At 60.5% G+C, this 21,029-nt stretch carries 22 protein-coding genes and 1 tRNA gene; 7 read left to right on the top strand and 16 right to left on the bottom strand.

Annotated features, from left to right (window positions below; all coding sequences use genetic code 11):
• Positions 1-3 precede the first annotated feature (3 nt).
• The 3 genes from ACYP2A_RS29920 to ACYP2A_RS29910 all read right to left on the bottom strand — a co-directional run bounded on the left by ACYP2A_RS29920 (position 4) and on the right by ACYP2A_RS29910 (position 1,872).
• Complete coding sequence (locus ACYP2A_RS29920) at positions 4-480, bottom strand: hypothetical protein (RefSeq protein WP_459749529.1); 477 nt, start codon at positions 478-480, stop codon at positions 4-6.
• An 11-nt stretch (positions 481-491) separates the two neighbouring features.
• A complete protein-coding gene (locus ACYP2A_RS29915) occupies positions 492-1,226 on the bottom strand; it encodes a PA3715 family protein (protein ID WP_459749528.1) in 735 nt (244 codons plus the stop codon).
• Between the two features lie 157 nt (positions 1,227-1,383).
• Positions 1,384-1,872 (bottom strand): DUF1097 domain-containing protein, encoded by a 489-nt coding sequence (locus ACYP2A_RS29910; protein WP_459749527.1) that lies wholly within the window; start codon positions 1,870-1,872, stop codon positions 1,384-1,386.
• 185 nt (positions 1,873-2,057) lie between these two features.
• Here ACYP2A_RS29910 and ACYP2A_RS29905 point away from each other — a divergent pair, with 185 nt between their 5' ends.
• Positions 2,058-2,339 (top strand): hypothetical protein, encoded by a 282-nt coding sequence (locus ACYP2A_RS29905; RefSeq protein WP_459749526.1) that lies wholly within the window; start codon positions 2,058-2,060, stop codon positions 2,337-2,339.
• Positions 2,340-2,456: 117 nt separating this feature from the next.
• Here ACYP2A_RS29905 and ACYP2A_RS29900 read toward each other — a convergent pair whose 3' ends face one another.
• The 7 genes from ACYP2A_RS29900 to ACYP2A_RS29870 all read right to left on the bottom strand — a co-directional run bounded on the left by ACYP2A_RS29900 (position 2,457) and on the right by ACYP2A_RS29870 (position 10,331).
• Positions 2,457-2,918 carry a helix-turn-helix domain-containing protein gene (locus ACYP2A_RS29900; protein WP_459749525.1) on the bottom strand — a complete coding sequence of 154 codons (462 nt, stop codon included), beginning with the start codon at positions 2,916-2,918 and terminating at the stop codon, positions 2,457-2,459.
• A 242-nt stretch (positions 2,919-3,160) separates the two neighbouring features.
• Positions 3,161-3,234, bottom strand: a tRNA-Gly gene (locus ACYP2A_RS29895).
• Between the two features lie 136 nt (positions 3,235-3,370).
• The gene (locus ACYP2A_RS29890) at positions 3,371-4,264 is read right to left on the bottom strand and encodes an alpha/beta fold hydrolase (protein ID WP_459749524.1); all 894 of its coding nucleotides are present in this window, start codon (positions 4,262-4,264) and stop codon (positions 3,371-3,373) included.
• Between the two features lie 300 nt (positions 4,265-4,564).
• Positions 4,565-5,257, bottom strand: coding sequence for a pseudouridine synthase (locus tag ACYP2A_RS29885; RefSeq protein ID WP_459749523.1), 693 nt, complete (start codon positions 5,255-5,257; stop codon positions 4,565-4,567).
• Between the two features lie 4 nt (positions 5,258-5,261).
• On the bottom strand, positions 5,262-5,483 hold the full coding sequence (locus ACYP2A_RS29880) for a cysteine-rich CWC family protein (protein WP_459749842.1): 222 nt from the start codon (positions 5,481-5,483) through the stop codon (positions 5,262-5,264).
• Positions 5,484-5,485: 2 nt separating this feature from the next.
• The gene (locus ACYP2A_RS29875) at positions 5,486-6,955 is read right to left on the bottom strand and encodes a sensor domain-containing diguanylate cyclase (protein ID WP_459749522.1); all 1,470 of its coding nucleotides are present in this window, start codon (positions 6,953-6,955) and stop codon (positions 5,486-5,488) included.
• 55 nt (positions 6,956-7,010) lie between these two features.
• Positions 7,011-10,331, bottom strand: coding sequence for a dermonecrotic toxin domain-containing protein (locus tag ACYP2A_RS29870; RefSeq protein WP_459749521.1), 3,321 nt, complete (start codon positions 10,329-10,331; stop codon positions 7,011-7,013).
• Between the two features lie 339 nt (positions 10,332-10,670).
• Here ACYP2A_RS29870 and ACYP2A_RS29865 point away from each other — a divergent pair, with 339 nt between their 5' ends.
• The gene (locus ACYP2A_RS29865) at positions 10,671-11,078 is read left to right on the top strand and encodes a hypothetical protein (protein ID WP_459749520.1); all 408 of its coding nucleotides are present in this window, start codon (positions 10,671-10,673) and stop codon (positions 11,076-11,078) included.
• Positions 11,079-11,207: 129 nt separating this feature from the next.
• Positions 11,208-11,900, top strand: a complete 693-nt coding sequence (ung, locus tag ACYP2A_RS29860; protein ID WP_459749519.1) for a uracil-DNA glycosylase — start codon at positions 11,208-11,210, stop codon at positions 11,898-11,900.
• Here ung and ACYP2A_RS29855 read toward each other — a convergent pair.
• From ACYP2A_RS29855 to ACYP2A_RS29840, 4 genes are read right to left on the bottom strand one after another with little or no spacing between them, the layout of a single operon-like run.
• Positions 11,897-12,928 (bottom strand): AbrB family transcriptional regulator, encoded by a 1,032-nt coding sequence (locus tag ACYP2A_RS29855; RefSeq protein WP_459749518.1) that lies wholly within the window; start codon positions 12,926-12,928, stop codon positions 11,897-11,899. The genes ung and ACYP2A_RS29855 overlap by 4 nt on opposite strands.
• Complete coding sequence (locus tag ACYP2A_RS29850) at positions 12,921-14,435, bottom strand: tripartite tricarboxylate transporter permease (protein WP_459749517.1); 1,515 nt, start codon at positions 14,433-14,435, stop codon at positions 12,921-12,923. The genes ACYP2A_RS29855 and ACYP2A_RS29850 overlap by 8 nt, the downstream gene beginning before the upstream one ends.
• 1 nt (position 14,436) lies before the next feature.
• Positions 14,437-14,895, bottom strand: a complete 459-nt coding sequence (locus ACYP2A_RS29845) for a tripartite tricarboxylate transporter TctB family protein (protein ID WP_459749516.1) — start codon at positions 14,893-14,895, stop codon at positions 14,437-14,439.
• 54 nt (positions 14,896-14,949) lie between these two features.
• Positions 14,950-15,936: a Bug family tripartite tricarboxylate transporter substrate binding protein gene (locus tag ACYP2A_RS29840; RefSeq protein ID WP_459749841.1), complete on the bottom strand. Its 987-nt coding sequence runs from the start codon at positions 15,934-15,936 to the stop codon at positions 14,950-14,952.
• A gap of 390 nt (positions 15,937-16,326) precedes the next feature.
• On the opposite strand from ACYP2A_RS29840, the gene ACYP2A_RS29835 reads away from it, so the two are divergent.
• The gene (locus ACYP2A_RS29835) at positions 16,327-17,001 is read left to right on the top strand and encodes a response regulator (protein WP_459749515.1); all 675 of its coding nucleotides are present in this window, start codon (positions 16,327-16,329) and stop codon (positions 16,999-17,001) included.
• Positions 16,991-18,367 (top strand): sensor histidine kinase, encoded by a 1,377-nt coding sequence (locus ACYP2A_RS29830; RefSeq protein WP_459749514.1) that lies wholly within the window; start codon positions 16,991-16,993, stop codon positions 18,365-18,367. The genes ACYP2A_RS29835 and ACYP2A_RS29830 overlap by 11 nt, the downstream gene beginning before the upstream one ends.
• Positions 18,368-18,385: 18 nt before the next feature.
• On the opposite strand, the gene ACYP2A_RS29825 is transcribed toward ACYP2A_RS29830, so the two are convergent.
• Positions 18,386-19,207: an HDOD domain-containing protein gene (locus ACYP2A_RS29825; RefSeq protein ID WP_459749513.1), complete on the bottom strand. Its 822-nt coding sequence runs from the start codon at positions 19,205-19,207 to the stop codon at positions 18,386-18,388.
• A 61-nt stretch (positions 19,208-19,268) separates the two neighbouring features.
• Positions 19,269-20,210 (bottom strand): CAF17-like 4Fe-4S cluster assembly/insertion protein YgfZ, encoded by a 942-nt coding sequence (gene ygfZ, locus ACYP2A_RS29820; protein WP_459749512.1) that lies wholly within the window; start codon positions 20,208-20,210, stop codon positions 19,269-19,271.
• A gap of 131 nt (positions 20,211-20,341) precedes the next feature.
• On the opposite strand from ygfZ, the gene ACYP2A_RS29815 reads away from it, so the two are divergent.
• Positions 20,342-20,596 carry an FAD assembly factor SdhE gene (locus ACYP2A_RS29815; protein ID WP_459749511.1) on the top strand — a complete coding sequence of 85 codons (255 nt, stop codon included), beginning with the start codon at positions 20,342-20,344 and terminating at the stop codon, positions 20,594-20,596.
• On the top strand, positions 20,580-21,029 hold the full coding sequence (locus ACYP2A_RS29810; protein WP_459749510.1) for a protein YgfX: 450 nt from the start codon (positions 20,580-20,582) through the stop codon (positions 21,027-21,029). Before ACYP2A_RS29815 ends, ACYP2A_RS29810 begins: the two co-directional genes overlap by 17 nt.

Raw genomic sequence — 21,029 nt, 5'->3', positions numbered from 1 at the left:
CTCCTACAGCGAGTCATCCTGAATGCGATACAGCAACCAGCAGGCCTCGCGCTTGAAGAACAATGAGCGTTGGTAATCCGTATCGGCCTTGGTCAGTTTGATCATTGCCCGGTCTGTTCCAGTGAGCTGTTTAGTCAGCGTCAGGCCCTGCGCGTGCTGTTGCTGATCGTCAGGCATCAGCGGGAAATTCAGTTGCGCCTTCTCCAGACGTTGCGACACCTGGCGAGGTTCAGGCTGCGCTTCAGGATCGATAAAGGTGTTTTGCAGCGGCGTGCTGACGAAGGATTTCTGCACGTCGATGTCATTGGCAAAGCGTTGCGCGAAACGATCAAAATCCTGAGACGGACACACCGGTTCAGGCTCTGAACTTGTCGCCTGGGTTTGCGTGCTGGCAGCGACGGCCAGGGGCAGTTGCAGCGCAATCAGTGAAGTGATCAGCGCGCGTGCCATGCAGCGACGCAACGTCATGGATGTGTTCATCTGATCACCTGTTACGGGTAGGACAATCCAGACGGCACCGGGTAGCGCTTGCCGTCATAATCCAGCGTGAATCGGGAAACAGCGGGTGTGCTTTCGATGTTTTCGCAGTCATCACCCTTCGGCAGGTTTTGCGTGCTGATGACCTTCTGCTCGATCTGCAGGCCGGCCAACCCGTTCTTGCCCTTGTCGCCTATCGAGATCGTGCGCTCGGTCTGGCTGAAGCTGCCGCTGCACGAGCCGTCCCATTCACCGCTGCCGCTGCTCACTTCCAGCTTGTCCATGACCGGGCGCAGTTTCTGGCCGTCGAGTACATAGAGGCTCAGTAGCGTACTGCTGAACGGGTTGACTCGCGAGGAGCCTTGATGACTGATGCGTACGCCAAACGCCCGCAATGTGGGCGTGAGTTGGTAGCGCGCCGTGTCCAGCGCAAGGCTTTCAAAATAGATGGCGTCTGACACGATTGCGCTGGGCTGGTAGTGCTGAGCAATGATCTTGCCGGTGTCGGTGTCCGCAACGACCACGCCAAGGCTGTAGTCGCCTTCGCCATTTTCGTCGACGTTCTCGGCAAAGGGCAGGGCTGCCAGGGTCTGACGGGCGTTACCCGGATTGACCTTGCACACAGCGTGTTCAGTGTCGAGCTTGAGGTCGGCACGTACAGTCTTGGCCCAGGCCTGTAAATGCTCCGTGCAGTCGGCTGACGCGAACAGTGGGATAAACAGCAGCGTCAGTGCAAAAAACTTACGCATTGAGCTTCATTCCTTTAAATAACAGCAGGGCCAGCAATAGTGCCACAAGCGCGATTATTCCCAGGCGATTGCGTGAGCGCAGCATTTTATGTTGCGTTGCGGGTGCGATCAGTTCACCGAAAGTGCGGTAGGCAGAGTGGCTGTTGACGGTGTCCCCTCACACCTGAGGCTGATTGACCCGGCGCTGCCATGAAATGGCCAGATAACCGGCGACGGTGCCCACGCAGGCAACCAGCCCCAATGAGCCAAAGCTCTGCAACGTAGGCGGCAGTTGCGAGGCGAAGTAGGCGGCCAGGCCGAGGAAGAAGCCGATCAGGTTGTTGAAGACCGGCATTTTCGCCAGCGACAGGGCGACGACGGTAATGATCATCACCACGGCAGTAATCGTGTAGATGCCCAGCAAGGGCTCAAGCGCGGCATTGGTTCGCGCAGCGGCGATGCCCAGCACCAGACCGATGAAGACACAGCCCAGGTTGATCAGGCCGTGACGCAGGTTCAGGCCGCGTGAGAAGAACGCAATCCAGCCGATGAACATGGCCCATATCGGCATGCCCAGTACCAGCACGCTGAAGGTGGCTGCCGATGCTGCCACCAGCGATTCGCCGAAAACGATCTTTACGTGTTTTTTCAGTGCTTCAAGCCACATGATCAGACTCTCTTTTTATTGTGCGTAAAAATAATATTTATGCACAAAAATAAAGCGTTCGCCAATGAAAACTCTGCACGCTGTGCGCAACTGTGAGCCCACCAACAGATGTGGGTCTGTGTTACGAAATTTAGCTATGGGTTTAGACTGCGATCAAGCGAATCGCTGCTTGCGCAGTTCTGTCCATGATAGGGCCCGGTATTGCTCTGGAAGACAGCCGAACCTGCTCAGGCCCGCACGTCAAGGAGGCGCTGACTCTCAAGGCTCAAAACTCCCGCAACAGCTACGTCGACATGCTCAACCAGCAAAGCCGCAACGTCTGGGCCAAAGTTTCAGGCATCCACGAAATCGAGAGCTTCTCGACCCACAAGGAATCGGGGCGGAAAAAATGTTTCGCCAAGGCATTAGTGGAGTCCAACATGGGCATGCTGGCGCAGCCAGTATGGATGACCTACACCCTTGGCTAATATGCTTCACGGCAAGCAGCACACGGCCATTCATGTGATGTCGGCAGATGAGCGCAAAAGTTTCTCTCGCGGTCACTGATTGTTTAGGCATTACCCCCTGATTGCAGTGGGGTAGCCTCACACCCCAGGCTCACGCTCCCACAGCCGCTGCACTGTAGGCCTCGAATACCCCAGCTCCGCAACCACCTCACTCCGGCTCAACCCCTTGCTCTTCAACACCTGAATCGCACACCACTTCTCTCTAGCAGCCTCCACCCTGGGCGACTCAAGCTGCCTCGGTGCATCGGGAAAGACCTCATCGGCCAGCCCCATCCCCTCCAGCTCCGCCAGCGCAGCCAAAAGCACCTCTCTTGACGATCGACCTTCATGGGCTGCAATGACTGATGCAAAAAATGTCGTGGCCTGAAGATTCAGTCCTGCGGCGAGTTCGTAGGTGACGTCGACAGTCGCGGTGGTTTTCAGCTTCTCAAGCTGGCTCACATGGGATTGTGTGATTTTGCCCGCCACTTCGTGCTGAGACAGGCCGCGCCGCTTGCGAAGCAACTGGAGAACAGCGGCGTAAGGGCTTCGAAGCGACATTGGAGGATTCCTACAAAAGAAGACGGTATGCCGTATTGCTCAAGTCGACATGCGTTGGCAGGGCAGCAGGTTAAAGCACATCCGTCGATATGCAGACGGTTGATAAGGGCTTTTTGGGGAAGGTCGCAAGCAGATGTGGAGCTGAGTGAGGCGGGAGTATCACAAATAGCCAAAGCCAATGACTGCAGGCTTTGTGGCTATTGGGGCGGTAACGGAGGTTACGCGAGTACGAGGGGAAAAGCTGGAGCGGGTGGCGGGAATCGAACCCGCGTAATTAGCTTGGGAAGCTAGAGTAATACCATTATACGACACCCGCCAAAAGCGACTGACGTTGTACCAGATAGCGGTTCTGAATTGAAGCTTTGTTTTACCTCATGCTGCAAGAATCATTCGCCGAGAGGCTGTGGGTGAGCATCGGCGAATGGATTCGCGGTGTTTGGCGCGGTCGTGGTTCAGAAGGCGAGTGCATGGTGGCCCAAGGTCGGGTTGCTGGAGTAACGGGGAGTGCTGGAGGCCAGTGGTTCGGGCTTCAGGAATTCCGTCAGTGCGTGTTTCGAGTCGCGGCAGGCGGCCTTGTTTTCCATGTCCAGAAAGTGGCCGGCATCCTGGATGATGCTGAAACGGCTGTGTTCAACGTAGTTGGCAAACAGCGGCGCGTCGCAGGCGCTGGTGTATTCGTCCAGGGCACCGTTGAGGAACAGCACCGGTACGTTGATGTTCTGTGCGGCGGCCAGATAATTTTGCGGGTCGATTTCCAGCACCTGGCTGACGTGGTGGTGCATCTGGTCGTATTCGTGCAGGTCCAGGCTGCTGACGTGCCGATAGTTGAAGCGTTTGAACAGCGATGGCAGGTGTTTGCCAATGGTGTTGTTGACCAGGTGGCCCATCTCGTAGCGATTGTGCTCGCCGAGGTGTTTGACGCCGCGCATCAGGTAATCAAGCATCGCTTCGTTGATCAGCGGCGAGAACGAGCTGATGACGGCTTTTTCGATGCGTTTGGGGCGATGCGACAAGGCCACCAGCGTCGGGGCGCCGCCCCATGAAAAGGACATGACGTGCTCGGCCTGGAAGTGGTCGATCAGTTCCAGCAGGATCTGGCCTTCCATCTCGCGGCTCAGCGGTGAGTCGTTCAGGTTGTGCGGCTTGGATTTGCCGGCATAGGGTTGGTCGTACAGGACGACGTTGAACTGGGGGTGCAGGTTACGAACAGTCTGTGCAAAGGATGCCGTGGTGGCCATTGAGCCGTTGACCAGAACGATGGTCTTTTCCGCGACGTCCGAGCGATAGAATTCGGTGTAAACCCTGAACTGTCCCTGTATATCAAGCACAGCGATTTCTGGCCTCATATGTCTTCTCCTGGCGTAGACAAGTGTGCGCGCAACTGAATTTGCACGAGTTTCGTGACAGGTAGGCATACGCCTGAAAGGCCCATGTCGATCCGAACGAACTGTCCGACAGGTGTTGTTATTAGGCGGGCGATTTGTCGTGGGCCACATGGCCCGGTACGGCAAAAGGTTTCTTAGAATGCGGGTATGACTCATCGGTCACATGCAGACCGACGATTGGATTCAAGCAGTGGATCCCGGAACCCGCAAGTGCCGTTCGTACCTTGTTTGCACCAATGGGGGCGCGTCCGACTGACGGTCTCAGATGGCGAGGATTTCTTCGGCAGTCAGGGCGCGGTACTGGCCTGGGGACAGGTTTGCATCGAGAACCAGCGGGCCCATGCTTTCTCTGTGCAGAATCAAGACCTTATTGTCGAAGTGACCGAACATGCGCTTCACCTGATGGTAGCGGCCTTCGACAATGCTCAAGCGCGCCTGGTGCGGCCCGAGCACGGTCAGCAGGGCGGGCTGGGTGGTGATATTTTCAAAGGCGAAGTAAAAGCCTTCGGCAAAACGCGGCGCGTACCGTTCGTCGATCAGTTGCTCGGTCTCGACGTAATACACTTTTGGCAGTTTGGTCTGCGGTTGGGTCAGGCGCCGTGACCACTGCCCGTCGTTGGTCAGCAGCATGAGCCCTGTGGTGTTGAAGTCCAGGCGGCCAGCAATGTGCAGCTCGTGCCTGTCGGGCATATCGAGCAGGTCGAGCACCGTGGGGTGTTGCGGGTCGGTGGTGGCGCTGACGCAGCCGGTGGGCTTGTGCAGCATGAAATAGCGCGCCGGTTTGCCGGCTTGCAGCACTTCATCGTCGAGCACGACGCGGCTGAACTCGCGCACCTCACATAACGGGTCGCGTGTCACGTGACCGTCGACCTGTACGCGTCCGGCAATCAGCGCCAGGCGTACTTGCTGGCGGTTGAAACGGGGCAGGTTGCCGAGAAAGCGGTCCAGGCGCATGGCGTCAGTGGTTACTCGGTGGGGTGAGGTGTTCGATCCCGGCGCAGCGTGGGCACAGGCAGGCCTTGTTGCGCAGTTCATCGGGCAGCGCATCGAGGCGAGCGGGGTCTATCTCGACGCTGAAACACCAGCAGGGCCGCGTGGCGGTGCGTGGGTCGGCCAGGGTGCAACGGTTGCTGTGCCCGCAGGCCGGACACAGGTTGGGGTCGTATTCGTTAATGGTCATGTTCATGCAGAAGCCGCTTGCTCGATGCACACCTGATTGCGGCCGCTGAGCTTGGCGCGATACAGCGCGCGGTCGGCGCGGGCGATCAGGTCTTGCAGGCTGTCGTCGGCCTGGCGCTCGGTAAGGCCCACGCTGACGGTAATCTGCAGGGTGACGCCTGAAAACGAATAGTCGTGTTTCTCGGCCAGTAGACGAATCTGTTCGGCGACTCGCCGGGCACCGGCCATGTCGCTGTCCCTGAGCAGAATCACGAACTCTTCGCCGCCCCAGCGGCAGATCACGTCCGACTGGCGCAGGCAGCTTTTCAGGTCTTCGGCAAAGCCTGCCAGCACCGTGTCGCCGGCCAGGTGGCCGTGGGTGTCGTTAAGGTGTTTGAAGTGGTCCAGGTCCAGCAGCATGACCACCACCGGGCTTGTACTGCTGAGGGTATTGCCCGCCAGCAGGTTGAAGCCGCGGCGGTTGGGCAAGCCGGTCAGGCTGTCGAGCGTCGCCTGGGTTTCCAGGCGGCTTTGATAACGGCGCAGCGTGCGATGCAGCAGCAACACCACGATCAGGGTCACCACCAGACAAATCACCAGGTTGATATACAGCGACTGGCGGACATCGCTCAGGGCGCTGTCTTCCTGCTTGTCGACGAACAGGTACCAGTTCAGCTCGGGAATGAAGCGCACGTTGAGAAAGTGGCCTTCGCCCTCGGTGTTGTATTCATAGGTGCCGCTGTGCGGCTTGGGCAGTTTGTCCTGCAGGTCACGCATGTTCGGCAGGTCTTTGAGCGACTGGCCGATGGCCGCGCCACGCGGGCCGCCGCTGGCGCCGGTGAGCACGATGCGCCCGGCGGTGTCGACAAAATATACGCTGCGGTCATAGCGCTGCTGGTAGCGGTCGATCAGCTTGATCACCGCATCCACCGTCAGGCCCACGCCAGCCGCGCCGATGAAACGGTTTTCGTAGTCGAAGACCTTGTAGTTGATGAAGAACGTCATGCTGTCCTGGTTGGCCATGTCCGGGTCGACGCTGATTTCATAGGGCTCGCTCATGTCGCGCACCCGGTAATACCATTCGTCGCGCGGCTCGCCGGGCTTGACCTTTTTCAACACACCCTTGGCCTGGTAGTACGTCAGCGTGGCGTCGGAGATGAAAAAGGCTGTATAGGCGCCATAGTGGTCCATCACCTCGCGCAGGTAGCGGGTGATCTGCTCTGGGTTGCGTTCGCCGCCCACCACCCAGTCGCGCATGAAGGTGTCGCGCGACATCATCGACGAAATCAGTACCGGCCGGACCAGGTCTTTCTGGATTTCCGAATAGACCGTGTCGGAGGTCAGCGGCAGCTCGGTATTGATGATGCTGTCGCGGATCGAGGTCCGCGACGCGTAGTAGCTCAGCAGCGAGGTTGCCAGAAAGCCGCTTGCCAGTAACACCACCAGGGTCATTAACAACGGGCGCTGCGACGTGATGGTGTTGGAGAAAGGCATGGCAAGTCCGGATGGCTGGATAACCCTGAGGATTGGCATAGTAGACCAAAGCCGTTTATGGGGTAACTGGCACGCCATGCCCGATGGGTGCGGTCCAGACGGGTGCACGACGCAGCAGTGCGCCAATGGCGGAGCAACGACAATGCAGTAGCAGAATGCGGTCGTAATGAATGCCCTGGCTGGCCAGACTCCCGAACAGATCCGCCAGCGTCGGCGAGGTGCTGCCGAAACGGTTGCGCACCGACAACACATCCATTGGCGCACTCGGCAACTGCCCGGCCAGCAGGCTGTGATGACTGTTGCGCACGACCCGGACGATCTCCTGATAGTTTTCGCCGCCGGGTGTCTGGAATTTGGTCAGCGTGTAGTTTTTCAAGCGTCCGGGCAGATCGGTGCCAGCCACCAGTTTGCCGGTGGGCAGCAGCGGTGGCAGGGCGGTGCCGAGAAGGGTATTGCCCGCAGCACTGGAACTGCCGAACGCACTGACGCGCTGACTGACGACGCGGTGCAGCATGGGGTCGACCAGCGTATGACCGTCTGGGGCATAGGTGTGAATGTGCGTACCGTTGGGTATGGGCACGGTCTTGCTCCACGGCAGGTAATAGCCATGCGTGCTGACCACCAGTGTCCTGGCCTGGCCACGGTCGGATGTCCATAACAGGAATTTGTGCCCCAGTTTCCAGGCATGCACTGGCTGGCCACCGAAATTAGGGTGAGGGTGGACCGTCCAGCGCTTGAGCAGGCTGTCGGTATGAAAGAATTTTTCCAGGCGTGTCTGGCGCGGGTGCAGCGAACGACGCAGCCAGGCACCGACTCCGCGTACCGTCTGCGTGCTTGCCTGCGGCGCACGCAGCGCGACCTTGCTGACGCTGCTCACTTTACTCAGCGCACCCAGCAGCCTTGGAGTAAACGGTGCCAGACCCAGCAATCCCAGTGACAGCATCGACAGCAGCACCTGACGCTTTTCGGCCTGGCGCTGGCCGGGCAGGCTGGCTTGCGCGATATTCAGGGCCAGCATGCCGGCTTCTGTCGCCAACGAGGCGATCAGCGCCGGGGTCAGCAGCAGCGACATCGGCGCCAGCAGCCATTGCAGGTGCACCATGCGTGCGCTCCAGTATTGCAGCGAAGCCTGGCGTGAGGTCACGATCAACTGCCGCGCATCTTCCAGTGCATTGGCTTTGAGGGTCTGGCGCATGAAGCCCACTGGAGGGCCGGGCGGCAAAGAGTGTTCGTGCAACGAGTGGTCGAGCGTCTGGTGTGCGTCGGGACGATAAATAACGTCTGTCCACGGCCTGAGCAGCGAGGCGGGCGATGAGGCGGGCGCGACCCCGCTCCAGAACCTGAACAGCCAGGCGAGCCGCTCGCGATGGTGCGTGGGCACATAGTGCAGCACAGCGCTGCGCCACGGCTCGCCGGCCGCTGCCGTTCTGAGATAGGCGCTCAGGGCGTCGCTGTTTTCAAACTCTATCAAGGCCTTGTGCTGTCCTGCCTGATACAGCACGCGGCGTTGTGTATTGGCCGGGCACAGTACCAGCATGCCCGCGCAAGGCTGACGGATGAGACCTTCGACAAAGGAACTCTGCACCTCGAACCCCAAGGCCCGCCAGCCCGGTGTCGCACTGTTGAGCCCGAGCACGACTGCATCGAAGCCTGTGCGTTGCAACGTGCCGTGTTTGAGGCTGATCACTGCCTGGGAAATCAGCAGGGTGCGCAAGGCCTTATCGATATCGCCTTGTTGCCCGTCCCAGAACTCATCGAGGCGCCGGGTCATGATCGCGAGAAAGTCGATCTGCTCGATGTACTCGCACAGCGCCGCCGCGCTGACGGGCAGTAGCCGATCCTTGGCCCACTGCCCTTTGCCATTGGGATCGTGGTAGACGACAGTCTGCGCGCCATGGTCGATATAGCCGCTGGGCGACTCGATCCGGTAATGGCTGATCAGCGCCTTGGTCAGGCTCAATGGTGTCTCGTCAGGCACGCGCACATGGGTATTGGCATGGTTCACCTGACCCAGTGGTGTGCGGGTATGACCTGGGCGGTAAGCGATAAACACGTGGTGTGGGTCGAGGTCCAGACCCTGTTGTTGCAGCCAGTGTTTCATTCGTTCGGCGGCAATGGCATCGGTACTGGGCAAGTTGTCGAGAATTTCAGGCGTTGCCTGCCAGAGGTCTACGGCGCAGGCCAACGTCATGGCGCGGGCGATGAAGCGATGAAGCAAGGCATCGCCGTGTGGATTTGGCGGCTGCTCGGCAAAGTCGCGTGCGGCGAGCAGCAGTTCGTTGAACACCTCACCTTCGAAAGGCCGTGACTCGATGCGTTGCGAGCTGTCATGCAGCGTCTGGCGGCCATCCAGCCACTGGCGGTGCCACTTCGAGCCGTTTACGGCGTCAAGCAGACGAGCCGTCATGACGGCACTGTCATCGCTGATGTATTCGACCGTCTCCTTGGCCGTACCGGGCAGATGAATGAAGCAATGCGAATTGAGCCGCGAGCGAATCTGAAACAGGCCAGGCACCACCTCGTCGTCGATATACAGCAGGCGCAGCTCGGCCTTGTCGCCCGGATCGCCGGGTTGCAGTGCCTGACTTTCAGTCGGGAAGGTCCGGTAGCCCAGTGCATCGAGGGTCAGGTACAAACCTGCATGGCTGAGGGTCTTGCGCGTGCGCTGACGCGCCAGGCCATCGAGAAAAGACAGCCTGGCAAGGTTTAGCCAGGTGCCGGCATGGCGCTGCCAGAACACGTCGAGTTGCTGTTGGTAATCGTCGAACCAGCGGTTATCGATAATTTGCCTGAGCAAGGCACTGGCGGTGAGCTGTGGCAGCTCGGCCAGCGGTTTGTCGTCGGTCGGCAAGCAATGCGCCAGCGCCGACAATTGCTGCATGTTGGCGCTGGCGATCGCCAGTTCGGTCAAGCTGCACTCAAGGCTGCCGCGCTCAGCACCTTGCCCGTCAACCCAGGCATGCGGACTGTTCAGGTGCAGCTTCAAGGTGTCGGGGTCCAGCGATTTTCCGGCCGTTTTCAGCAACCATGCGCTCAGGCGTTGACGGGCATAGTGGTGCCAGGGAGGCGGGTAATCCATGTCCAGCTGCATCGACTGCAATAGCAACACGGAATCGGCGAGCAGCGCAAACCCCGGACTTTTGCGCAAACGACGCAGGCGCTTGAGGATGTTCGGGTCGATCTCGCTGGCGGAAGGCAGCTCGGTGTGCAGTGCCGGGAAGCCTTGCTCGACGGTTGAGTAATGAAACGGCGACAGGGCAAAGGCATCCGCTGCCGGCAACTGGTCAGTGCGTTCCTTATCCTGACCGGACAGCAGCACCCGATCAGAAAAGAGCGGTTCGAAAAAAGACAGCGGCGGGTTCAAGGCGTCGTGCATGGCAAGGTTCGCAGAGGGATGGAAATCCACTATGTCGCGGCCCTGGCGTTGCGTGCGGCTAACTATATATAGCGTTTGGTTTTGATAAGCCTGTAGCTCACGCATACAGAGCATTTGAAATGTCTTGTTGCATATTCTTGTGCCGCTTGTAACAGGCCTGAAAACCTTGTTTGACGTGGCTTGCAAGCGTTTTCGAGGTTATTTCGCAAATGCCTGCGCAGGGGCGGCGTCGCACTTGAAGGTCGTTTTCCAGTCTGATGTATCGTCCCCCGGTCTATCGTGTCGGCGGACACCGACCAGCGTCGCTGGTTGTGACCACCTGCGGTCCAGGAGGCCGCCATGTATCGACAATCCTTGCTTGTCTTGCTGCTGTCCCTGTTCATCTCCGGCTGTTATGCAGGCCCCGGCTACTATGAATCGGATGTTTACACCCGGCCCACTACCGAGGTCAGGAGTTACTACGACACCGGTTACAGCCCCACCTATTATCAGGAGCGACGCATCTACGTCGCACCCCAACCACGTTATTACAGCCCGCCACCCCGGGTTTACTACCGCGCACCGCCACCCCCACCGCGCTACTACGCACCAGGCCGCCCGCCTGGGCATGGCTGGGACAATCACTGGCGCGGGGGTGACCGCGACCGTCACGACCGCCGCCCCGACTACCGCTCGGAGCGCCGCGACCGTGGCGATTACAACCGTGGTGATCGCGACCACCGGCCCGGCAATTGGGACCGCCGTTAAGGTGCATTAACCCTCTCGATCAACGGCGCTCATGGTAGCGCCGTTTTTTATAGCGGGTCCGACGCAGGGCATTTGACTTTGTCAGCCAGCTTTCCTAGTGTCCGCGCATTGTTTCCAGCAGGTATTACCATGACAAGCGACGACCGGATCAAACTCGAACCCAGCTGGAAAGAGGCATTGCGCCCCGAGTTCGAAAAGCCCTACATGAGTGAGCTGCGCGAGTTCCTGCGTCAGGAGCATGCCGCCGGCAAAGAGATTTATCCGCCCGGCCCGCTGATTTTCAATGCCCTGAACTCCACGCCGCTGGACAACGTGAAGGTAGTGATCATCGGCCAGGATCCTTATCACGGCCCCGGCCAGGCGCATGGCCTGTGCTTCTCCGTACAGCCCGGTGTGGCGACGCCGCCTTCGCTGGTTAACATCTATAAAGAGCTGCATCGCGACCTGAACATCGATATTCCCAACCACGGTTATCTGCAATCCTGGGCCGATCAGGGCGTGCTGTTGCTCAATACCACCCTGACGGTCGAGCGTGCCAATGCCGCCTCGCATGCTGGCAAGGGCTGGCAGCATTTCACCGACAAGGTCATTGAGGTGGTCAGCGCGCACCAGCCGCATCTGGTGTTTCTGCTGTGGGGCGCGCATGCGCAGGGCAAGCGCAAGCTGGTCGATGCGACCAAGCACCTGGTGCTGACCTCGGTGCATCCATCGCCGCTGTCGGCTTATAAAGGCTTTATCGGCAACGGCCATTTCAGCCGGGCCAACAAGTACCTGGAGCAGAACGGCATGACGCCGATCGACTGGCGATTGCCGCCGGTTTAAGCCGCTTTTCTGGCCCACAGCCGATAGAGCGGCTCGGCCAGAAACAGCACGAACAGCAAGCGCATGACCTGCATGGCGGTGACCAGCGGCACCGACAGTTGCAGGACCTCGGCGGTCAGGCTCATTTCGGCGATGCCGCCGGGCATCATGCCCAGGGTCAGCGAGCGCACATCCAGATGGCTTAGCGTGCCCAGGCCCAGTGCGGCCAGGGCGGCGGTCAGCATCATCAATGAGGTGCCCAGCAGGGTACGCGCCAGAAACGACGGCGCCCGGCGAAAGAACGCCCGGTTGAAGTGGCAGCCCAGGCCACTGCCGATCAGCAACTGGCCCAACTGGCTGGCGCCGTTGGGCAGGCCGAGGTTGAGGTCACAGGTGATGCTCAGCACCGAGGTCAGCAGCAGTGGCCCGAACAGCCAGGGGTTAGGCTGTTTGAGACGTTGCCAGAGCACCGCCATCGCCGCGCCGCCAAGGCTCAGGCCAGCCAGCCAGCGCCAGTCGACGCTGGTGGCATGCATGACCACGGCGCCATCGCCGAGCAGGTATTTGAAGATCGCCGGTACGCAGAGCACCACCGCCAATACCCGCAGGCTTTGCGCTGCTGCCACGTTGCTGAGAGTCGCGCCGTTGCGTGCGCCGAGATTGACCATCTCTTGCGAGCCGCCGGGCATGCTGGAGAAGAACGCCGTCGGGCGGTCTTCTCCGGTGCGCAGCATCAGCCAGACGCCGATCAGGCTGGACAGCCCGGTAACCAGCGCACCGAAGAAGATCAGGCCGAAATGCGTCATCACCTGCTCGATGATCTCGGCATTGAAATGCAGGCCGATGCCCACACCGATAATCAACTGCCCGACCTTGCGACCGCCGGGAATTTGCGTCACCTGCCAGGGTGTCAGGCAACGCACCAGGATGATCGCCAGCAACGAACCGACCATCCAGGGCAGCGGCCAGCCCACCAGGCTGGCCAGGTAGCCGCCCAGCAGGCCGATCAGCGGTGTGGGCCACCAGCTACGCCACGAGCTGTCAGGCATCGGCCAGCGCGCTGCGTTGCTTGGCGCGCTTGCGCCAGATGCGGTACAGCGGGAACAGCAGCATGAACACGGTCAGCACCCAGACGCCCAGCGTGATCGGGCTGTTCCACAGAATGCCCAGTTCGCCATTGGAAATCGACAGCGCCCGGCGCAGGTTCTGCTCCATCAGGCCGCCCAGAATGAAACCAAGCAGAATCGGCGACAGCGGGAAGTCCATCTTGCGCAGGATGTAGCCGAAGATGCCGATGCCGACCATCAGGAACAGGTCGAACGTGGTCGCATGCACGGCATAGACGCCGATCGCGGTAATGATCGCGATCACCGGCACCAGTGCCCAGTTCGGCACGGCGAGGATGCGGGTGAAGATGCGGATCATCGGGATGTTCAGGATCACCAGCATGACGTTGGCGATGAACAGCGAGGCGATCAGGCCCCAGACGATATCGGGTTGTTGCTGGAACAGCATCGGCCCCGGCGTGATGTTGTACAGCGACAGTGCGCCGATCATCACCGCCGTGGTGCCGGAGCCCGGAACACCGAGGGTCAGCATCGGTACCAGCGCGCCGCAGGCGGTGGCGCCGATGGCGGTTTCCGGGGCTGCCAGGCCGCGCATGTCGCCCTGGCCGAATTTGCCGCTGGCGCCGGCAATGCGTTTTTCAGTCATGTAGGCCACGGCACTGGCCAGGGTTGCACCGGCACCTGGCAGCACGCCAAGAATGAAGCCCATCAGGCCGCAACGGATGTTCACCGTGAAGACGGCAGCGGCTTCCTTGAGGTTGAACATCATGCGTCCGGTGGCTTTTACCGCTTCCTGGCCGCGGTGGGTTTTCTCCAGCAGCAAGAGGATTTCGCTGATCGAGAACAGGCCCAGCACCAGTACCACGAACTGAATACCGTCGGTGAGGTGAATGTTATCGCCGGTAAAGCGGTACACGCCGCTGTTGGCATCGATACCGACTGCCGACAAAAACAGGCCGATCAACGCTGCGATAAAGGTCTTTAGCGGTCGATCACCGGCCATGCCGCCCAGGCAGACAATAGCGAAGACCATCAACACGAAGTATTCCGCCGGCCCAAAGGCAATCGCCCACTTGGCCAGCAGCGGCGCGAACAGCACCATGCCGCAGGTGGCGATAAAGGCGCCGATGAACGAACTCCACGCCGACAGCGACAGTGCAACACCGGCCAGGCCTTTGCGCGCCATCGGGTAGCCGTCCAGGGTGGTCATGACGGTGGAGGCTTCGCCCGGAATGTTCAGCAGAATCGAGCTGATCCGGCCGCCGTATTCACAGCCCAGGTACACCGCCGCCAGCAGGATCAGCGCCGATTCCGGCGGCAGACCCAGGGCGAAGGCAATCGGGATCAGCAAGGCCACGCCGTTGATCGGCCCCAGCCCCGGCAGCAGGCCGACGATGGTGCCGATCAGGGTGCCGGACAGCGCGGTAATCAGGTTGTAAGGGGTGAGTGCAACGCCAAAGCCCTGACCCAGATAGCTGAAAGTATCCACATTAATTCTCCAGAACGCTGAGCAGGCCCAAAGGCAGGGGAACGTCCATGGCTTTATCGAACAGCAGGTAAAGGCCGACGCTCATCAAGGTCACGACCACCGCACCCGGCAGCCAGCGGCCACCGTACAGGCGGGCCATGGGGATGCCGATCAGGATGCTGCTGAGAATGAAACCCAGCGGTTCGAACAGGCCGGCAAACACCAGCAGCAAGACGATGCAGATGCCGATCTTGACCAGGGTTTCACGGTCCAGAGGCGGCTCTTCTTCGGTGTGTACGATCGCGGTCGGGCGAAAGATCATGTACAGCAGGGCGGCGCTCATCAGCCCCAGCATCAGCAGGGGAAAGGCGCGCGGGCCGACCGGTTCATAGGAAAACGGGGCCTCGTAAGGCCAGGCCATGACGGCCAGGGCGGCGCATGCCAACAGCAATACGCCAGCAAATATACGTTGCAGGACCATAGGTCACTCCTGGGCTGCACCCGCCTGGCAGGTGCAGCGGTCAATGGCAGGTGATTACTGAATCAGGCCAAACTCTTTGGCCAGCAACTTGTAATCGGCGACCTGCTTCTTGACGTAGGTGTCCAGCTCTGCGCCGGTCATGGCGAACGGGAACAGCTCGCGCTGGTCACGCAGCTTGGCGAAGTCTTCCGAGGCCAGCACTTTGTCGAACGAGGCTTTCCACCAGTTGTAGTCTTCGTCGCTGACCTTTGGCCCCAGGTAGAAGCCGCGTACCACCGGCCAGACGATGTCGTAGCCCTGTTCCTTGGCGGTCGGGATGTCTTTCATTTCCGGCTCGTCGATGCGCTTGTCGGCAAACACGGCCAGCAGGCGCATGTCGCCGCTGAGGATGTGTGGCATGGAGTCGGAGATGTCGGTACTGCCGACCTGAATGTGCCCGCCGAGCAGGGCGGTGGCGATTTCACCGCCGCCTTCCAGCGCCACATAGCGCAGCGCGCGCGGGTTGATGCCGGCGGCCTTGGCGATCAGCGCGGTTTGCATCCAGTCCTGGCTACCAACGGTGCCGCCGGAGCCGATCACGACTTTGCTCGGGTCGGCCTTCAGAGCCTTGACCAGGTCATCGAGGTTTTTGTACGGCGAGTCGCTTTTCACCGCGATAGCGCCATAGCTGGTGCCGACCGCCGCCAGCCAGCGCACGGCGTTTTCATCGAAACGACCGAACTTGCCCTGCGCCAGGTTGAGCAACGAACCGCTGGACCAGGCCACCAGTGTCCCGGCATCGGCCGGCCGCTGGGCGACCACCGCGTTGTAGGCCACCGCACCCACGCCACCGGGCATGTAGGTCACACGCATCGGCGAGGTCAGAATCTTCTCGTTGATCAGCGCGCTTTGTACCAGTTTGCAGGTCAGGTCAAAGCCGCCGCCAGGGGAGGCCGGCGCGATGCATTCGGGGCGTTTGGGCTCGGCGGCGAACAGTTGGCTGGCGATCAGCATGCTGCCGGCGGCCAGGGCCAGATGACGAAGGGACAGGTTCATGGTCAGTCTCCTGAAGCGTTTCTTGTTTTTGGATGGGCGAATCGGTTGGCGGCGGCCTGTGTTTCAGGCAGCGAAGATCATCGAGGCAGAGCGCTGCATCGAAGCGTTGAAGTCAGATAGAGGGGAGGCTGCGCGATGGCAGTCGAGAAATGGGCGTGATGTCCGGCCGCGAAGGGCTTGGTCATGAGTAACTCCGTTTACTTATTGTTGTTATTGGCCACGCCTCATTTTCGGGCGTTTGCTCGATGCTAAATCACCAACCTTTCGCAAACCTTTCAGCTACCTTTCTGACAAGCGTTTAATCGCGTCGAGTTGTTTCGGTGCTTCACAGGCCTTGGTGCGTCTGTAAACTCCGTGTCCACAAGCCGTCATGGCAACCTGATTCTGGAGACGTTGATGCGCGTTCTGCTCGTCGAAGACCATCTGCAACTGGCTGAAAGTGTGGCGCAGGCGCTCAAGGGCGCAGGTTTAACCGTTGATGTGCTGCACGACGGCGTGGCGGCAGACCTGGCCTTGAGCAGCGAGGAATATGCCGTGGCCATTCTCGATGTGGGCTTGCCGCGCATGGACGGCTTCGAGGTGCTGGGCCGGTTGCGGGCGCGGGGCAAGAACCTGCCGGTGTTGATGCTGACGGCGCGCAGCGACGTCAAGGACCGGGTGCTGGGGCTCAATCTGGGTGCCGACGACTACCTGGCCAAGCCGTTCGAACTGTCGGAACTGGAAGCGCGGGTCAAGGCCTTGTTGCGCCGCAGTGTGCTGGGTGGTGAGCGCCAGCAGCGCTGCGGCGCGCTGTCGTATGACCTCGATACCCGGCGTTTCAGCCTGGCGGGTGAACTGCTCAACCTGACCTCGCGTGAGCAGGGGGTGCTTGAGGCATTGATCGCCCGTCCCGGTCGCGTCATGAGCAAGGAGCAACTGGCCTCGCAGGTCTTTGGCCTGGACGAAGAGGCGAGCCCCGATGCCATCGAGATCTATATCCATCGCTTGCGCAAAAAGCTTGATGGTCAGTCCGTGGCGATCGTGACCTTTCGTGGCCTGGGCTATCTGCTGGAAAGCCGCGATGCGCAATAACAGCCTGCGCGGGCGGCTGCTGTGGAACCTGGCCTTACTGTTGATCGTGCTGATGCTGGCCAGTGTCATGAGTGCCTACTGGAACGGCCGTGAAGTGGCCGACACCGCCTACGACCGCACACTGCTGGCTTCGGCTCGGACCATTGCTGCCGGCCTGACCCAGCGCGACGGCACCTTGAGTGCCGAGATTCCCTATGTGGCGCTCGACACCTTTGCCTACGACAGCGAGGGGCGGATTTATTACCAGGTCAATGACATCAACAAGAAGCTGATTTCCGGCTACGAAAACCTGCCGTCGCCGCCGCCCGGCACGCTGCGCACCGATGATTATCCGGCGCTGGCCAGCTTTTATAACGGCGTGTATCTGGGCCAGGACGTGCGCGTGGTCAGCCTGCTCAAGCCGGTCAGCGAGCCGGGCATGAACGGCATCGCTGAAATTCGCGTGGCCGAGACGCAAGAGGCACGGGTCGGCATGGCGCGCAGTCTGATGGCCGACACCCTGTTGCGCCTCGGCATGCTCGGTGGCGGTGCGCTGTTGCTGGTCTGGTTCACGGTCAGCGCCGCCTTGCGTCCGTTGGGCCGCTTGCGCAGCGCGGTGGAAGAACGCCAGCCCGACGATTTACGTGCCTTGCCGATGGTTGAGGTGCAGCACGAGTTGCGCCCGTTGGTCGGTGCGTTGAACCACTTCACCGAGCGCTTGCGTGTGCAATTTGAGCGACAAGGGCAATTTATCGCCGATGCGGCGCATGAACTGCGCACACCGCTGGCGGCGCTCAAGGCGCGGGTCGAGCTGGGGTTGCGTGAGCAGGACCCGGCGCAGTGGCGGCGTACGCTGGAACTGGCGGCGCAAAGCACCGACCGGCTGACGCACCTGGCCAATCAGTTGCTGTCGCTGGCGCGCATCGAAAACGGCGCCCGGGCGATCAGCGAAGGCGGCGCGCAGCAACTCGATCTCAGCCAGTTGGCCCGCGAGCTGGGCCTGGCCATGGCGCCGCTGGCGCATGCGCGCGGGGTGGCGCTGGCGCTGGAGGCCGATGAGCCGGTGTGGCTGCGCGGAGAGCCGACCTTGCTCAACGAACTGCTCAGCAACCTGATCGATAATGCGTTGGCCCACACGCCGTCGGGCGGCAACGTGGTGTTGCGGGTGCATGCACCGGGCATTCTGGAAGTCGAGGACGATGGACCGGGGATCCCTGAAGCTGATCGGGTGCGGGTCTTCGAGCGGTTTTACCGACGCAGCCAGCAAGGTTCGGGGACAGGGTTGGGGCTGGCCATCGTCGGCGAAATCTGCCGCGCTCATCTGGCGCAGATTTCGTTGCACGACGGCGCGGAGCGCGGGTTGAAGGTGCGCGTGAGTTTTGTGTGATCACCCGCCGCTCTTCGCTCAGTAAAGCATCTTGCGCGCTTCATCCATTTCTACGCTCAACTGCCCGCCGGCCGGGTCGAGCCCCAGCTGGTTGAACGCTGGCAGGTCGGTGATATCGATCTGGCCAAAGGGGTGATTGCTGCCTTTATGAAGATGCACGCTTGCCACCTGAACCAGATCGACGTAATCGGCTTTTTTCGATACGCGGGTCAGGTCCTGAAAGTGGCCGGGCAGGGTGGCCAGCGGTTCGGGAAAGTCCCAGGAGCGCAGCAGGCGTTCGCCGATGGCCGGGTGGATGTTGTCGATGACATGGTTGAGGCTGACCGGGTCTGACAGCAGCTCGAAGTGGTCTTCGGCGTAGGTCAGGATCGGCAGAACGCCGATCAGGTGCACCAGCCCTGCAAGCGTGGCCTGGTCGGGTTTCAGTTGGGTGTAGCGCTGGCACAGGGTGTAGCCGATGCCGGCCACTTGCAGGCTCTGTAGCCAGATTTCGCGCATTTTTTGTTCGATGACCGGCGATTTGGCATGAAACATCTGCTCGACCACCAGGCCAATCGCCAGGTTGCTGGTGTAGTTCACGCCCAGGCGCAAAATAGCAGTGTTCACATCGCTGACTTCGACGCTGCCGCGCAACATCGGACTGTTGGCCACTTTGATCAGACGGGCAGAAAGGGCCGTGTCGCTGCCGATCACCCGGCTCAGCGCGGTCACACTGATCTCGGTATTTTCGGCAGCCTGACGGATTTTCAAGGCAACTTCAGGCAAGGTCGGCAGGAACAAGGCATCGCGATCGATAGCCTTGATCAGATCTTTCTGTACCTCATCAGCCATCTTGCTCATGCTAAGTCTCGTAGCTGTGGGTTTCTTATAAAGCCGACAGGCCTTTAGCCTGCCGGTTTACTCAGCGCTGGGTTTCCAGTTTGCTGTCCAGCGTGTAGGGCAGGTCGTGCAGGTGCAGGGCAGGGCCCTCGGCGTCACCCAGATGAATCAGTCCGGCTTCGGCAACGTCTGCTTGTAAGACCGCAAGCAGTTCACTGCCGTTCAGCGTATTGGCGGCCAGTACCACGTTGCCAACGGCGCTCTTGTGCGCCGGCGAGAACAGTGGGGTGCCGGGCTCGGGGTGTTCGACACCCTCCACGCTCAGGCGATACAGGTGGCGCTTGAGCTTGCCCAGGTACTGCATGCGCGCCACGATTTCCTGGCCGGTGTAGCAGCCCTTCTTGAAGCTCACGCCGCCAACGGCCTGCAGGTTGATCATCTGCGGGATGAACTCTTCGCGGGTGGCGGGCATGACCTGGCCGATACCGGCGCGGATCTGCCCCAGCAGCCAGTCGTTGAGCGAGCCTTCGGTCAGGTTGGCGGCCAGTGTTGCCTCGATCTCTTCGGCATGCGCTGCGCGCACCCAGAGTTCGGCCCGGCCCGGGCTGACTCGTGTGGCAATCACCTGCTCGTTGCGCACCAGGCTGTCGGTTTCAGCCGGCAGTGCAAGGTCCAGTGCGGCCAGCGCGTGATCGCCGTCCTGCAGGCCGAAACGCACCCATTCGGCGCTTTCATCGGTCAGCTTCGATTTGGAAAACACCGCGTACTTGCGCAAATCGAGCAGTTGCGGCTCGATCAGCTCAGAGGCCATCGCCAGCAGGCAGCCATCGGCGTCGAACAGAATGCGAAAGCTCGATTGCATGCGGCCCTTTTGCGTGCAGCGTGCACCCAGGCCTGAGCGGGTTTCACTCAAGTAATTGATATTGCAGGTCAACTGACCCTGGAGGAATTTGCCGGCATCCACGCCGCGAACGGCCAGAATGCCTTCGTGAGACAACGTGCAGAAGAAAGCTGAGTCGGCCATGGTCATCGCAAAGGTTTAAAGGAATGACGCACATCATAGTGCTGCAACATGAATAAAGGTATACGCAAACCGCCAGGCACCCTATACGGCGGCATGGCTGTATACTTGCCGGCTACTTTGAGGAGCGATCCATGGTCGAAGATGTAGAACTCAACCGTCTTTTCTGGCATAGCCGCCGCGGCATGCTCGAGCTGGACGTGCTGCTGGTGCCGTTTGTCCGCGAGGTTTACGCCAATCTTAACGATGTCGACCGGGCGCTGTATCGCCGTCTGCTCGAATGTGAAGACCAGGACATGTTTGGCTGGTTCATGCAGCGCGGCGAGTCTGAAGATCCCGAGTTGCAGCGCATGGTTCGCATGATCCTGGACCGTGTCCAGCCCAAGTGAGCCGTTCGAATGCCGTTGGCAGGCCTCAAAGGGTTTGCTGACGGGGTATCTGCTTGCCCAGGCGCTGGCATGGCTGGCCTTGTGGCAGCTCGATATACCGTTATGGGGTCAGGCGGCCGGTTTGTCGCTGTGTCTGGCTCATGCGGCCTATGTATTGCCGCGTGCCATCCTGCTCAGCCACGCGCAGGCATTCAAGGCCCTGCGCCAGGGCCGCGAAGGCTGGCAGATATGGAGCGGGCAGGGTGGCTGGCAGCCGGTGCAGATCATGGCCGACAGCATGGCATTACCGTTGATGGTGGTGCTGCGTTTTCGTCTGCTGCACGGCGAACGGCCCGGCTGGCGGGCGCATTCTGTATGTATTGCACGTGATGCGCTGGCGCCGGACATTCACCGTCGCCTGCGGGTGCGGCTCAGGTTTGCCCGGCGCGGCTGA

The sequence above is a fragment of the Pseudomonas sp. 3A(2025) genome (assembly GCF_054589175.1).
This window is presented reverse-complemented; position numbering and strand designations above follow the sequence as displayed.

Bases quoted from the DNA above. Each gene is read 5' to 3' on its own strand.
- ACYP2A_RS29920 (WP_459749529.1), bottom strand. From the start codon at position 480: ATGAACACATCCATGACGTTGCGTCGCTGCATGGCACGCGCGCTGATC.
- ACYP2A_RS29915 (WP_459749528.1), bottom strand. From the start codon at position 1,226: ATGCGTAAGTTTTTTGCACTGACGCTGCTGTTTATCCCACTGTTCGCG.
- ACYP2A_RS29910 (WP_459749527.1), bottom strand. From the start codon at position 1,872: ATGTGGCTTGAAGCACTGAAAAAACACGTAAAGATCGTTTTCGGCGAA.
- ACYP2A_RS29905 (WP_459749526.1), top strand. From the start codon at position 2,058: ATGATAGGGCCCGGTATTGCTCTGGAAGACAGCCGAACCTGCTCAGGC.
- ACYP2A_RS29900 (WP_459749525.1), bottom strand. From the start codon at position 2,918: ATGTCGCTTCGAAGCCCTTACGCCGCTGTTCTCCAGTTGCTTCGCAAG.
- ACYP2A_RS29890 (WP_459749524.1), bottom strand. From the start codon at position 4,264: ATGAGGCCAGAAATCGCTGTGCTTGATATACAGGGACAGTTCAGGGTT.
- ACYP2A_RS29885 (WP_459749523.1), bottom strand. From the start codon at position 5,257: ATGCGCCTGGACCGCTTTCTCGGCAACCTGCCCCGTTTCAACCGCCAG.
- ACYP2A_RS29880 (WP_459749842.1), bottom strand. From the start codon at position 5,483: ATGACCATTAACGAATACGACCCCAACCTGTGTCCGGCCTGCGGGCAC.
- ACYP2A_RS29875 (WP_459749522.1), bottom strand. From the start codon at position 6,955: ATGCCTTTCTCCAACACCATCACGTCGCAGCGCCCGTTGTTAATGACC.
- ACYP2A_RS29870 (WP_459749521.1), bottom strand. From the start codon at position 10,331: ATGCACGACGCCTTGAACCCGCCGCTGTCTTTTTTCGAACCGCTCTTT.
- ACYP2A_RS29865 (WP_459749520.1), top strand. From the start codon at position 10,671: ATGTATCGACAATCCTTGCTTGTCTTGCTGCTGTCCCTGTTCATCTCC.
- ung (WP_459749519.1), top strand. From the start codon at position 11,208: ATGACAAGCGACGACCGGATCAAACTCGAACCCAGCTGGAAAGAGGCA.
- ACYP2A_RS29855 (WP_459749518.1), bottom strand. From the start codon at position 12,928: ATGCCTGACAGCTCGTGGCGTAGCTGGTGGCCCACACCGCTGATCGGC.
- ACYP2A_RS29845 (WP_459749516.1), bottom strand. From the start codon at position 14,895: ATGGTCCTGCAACGTATATTTGCTGGCGTATTGCTGTTGGCATGCGCC.
- ACYP2A_RS29835 (WP_459749515.1), top strand. From the start codon at position 16,327: ATGCGCGTTCTGCTCGTCGAAGACCATCTGCAACTGGCTGAAAGTGTG.
- ACYP2A_RS29830 (WP_459749514.1), top strand. From the start codon at position 16,991: ATGCGCAATAACAGCCTGCGCGGGCGGCTGCTGTGGAACCTGGCCTTA.
- ACYP2A_RS29825 (WP_459749513.1), bottom strand. From the start codon at position 19,207: ATGAGCAAGATGGCTGATGAGGTACAGAAAGATCTGATCAAGGCTATC.
- ygfZ (WP_459749512.1), bottom strand. From the start codon at position 20,210: ATGGCCGACTCAGCTTTCTTCTGCACGTTGTCTCACGAAGGCATTCTG.
- ACYP2A_RS29815 (WP_459749511.1), top strand. From the start codon at position 20,342: ATGGTCGAAGATGTAGAACTCAACCGTCTTTTCTGGCATAGCCGCCGC.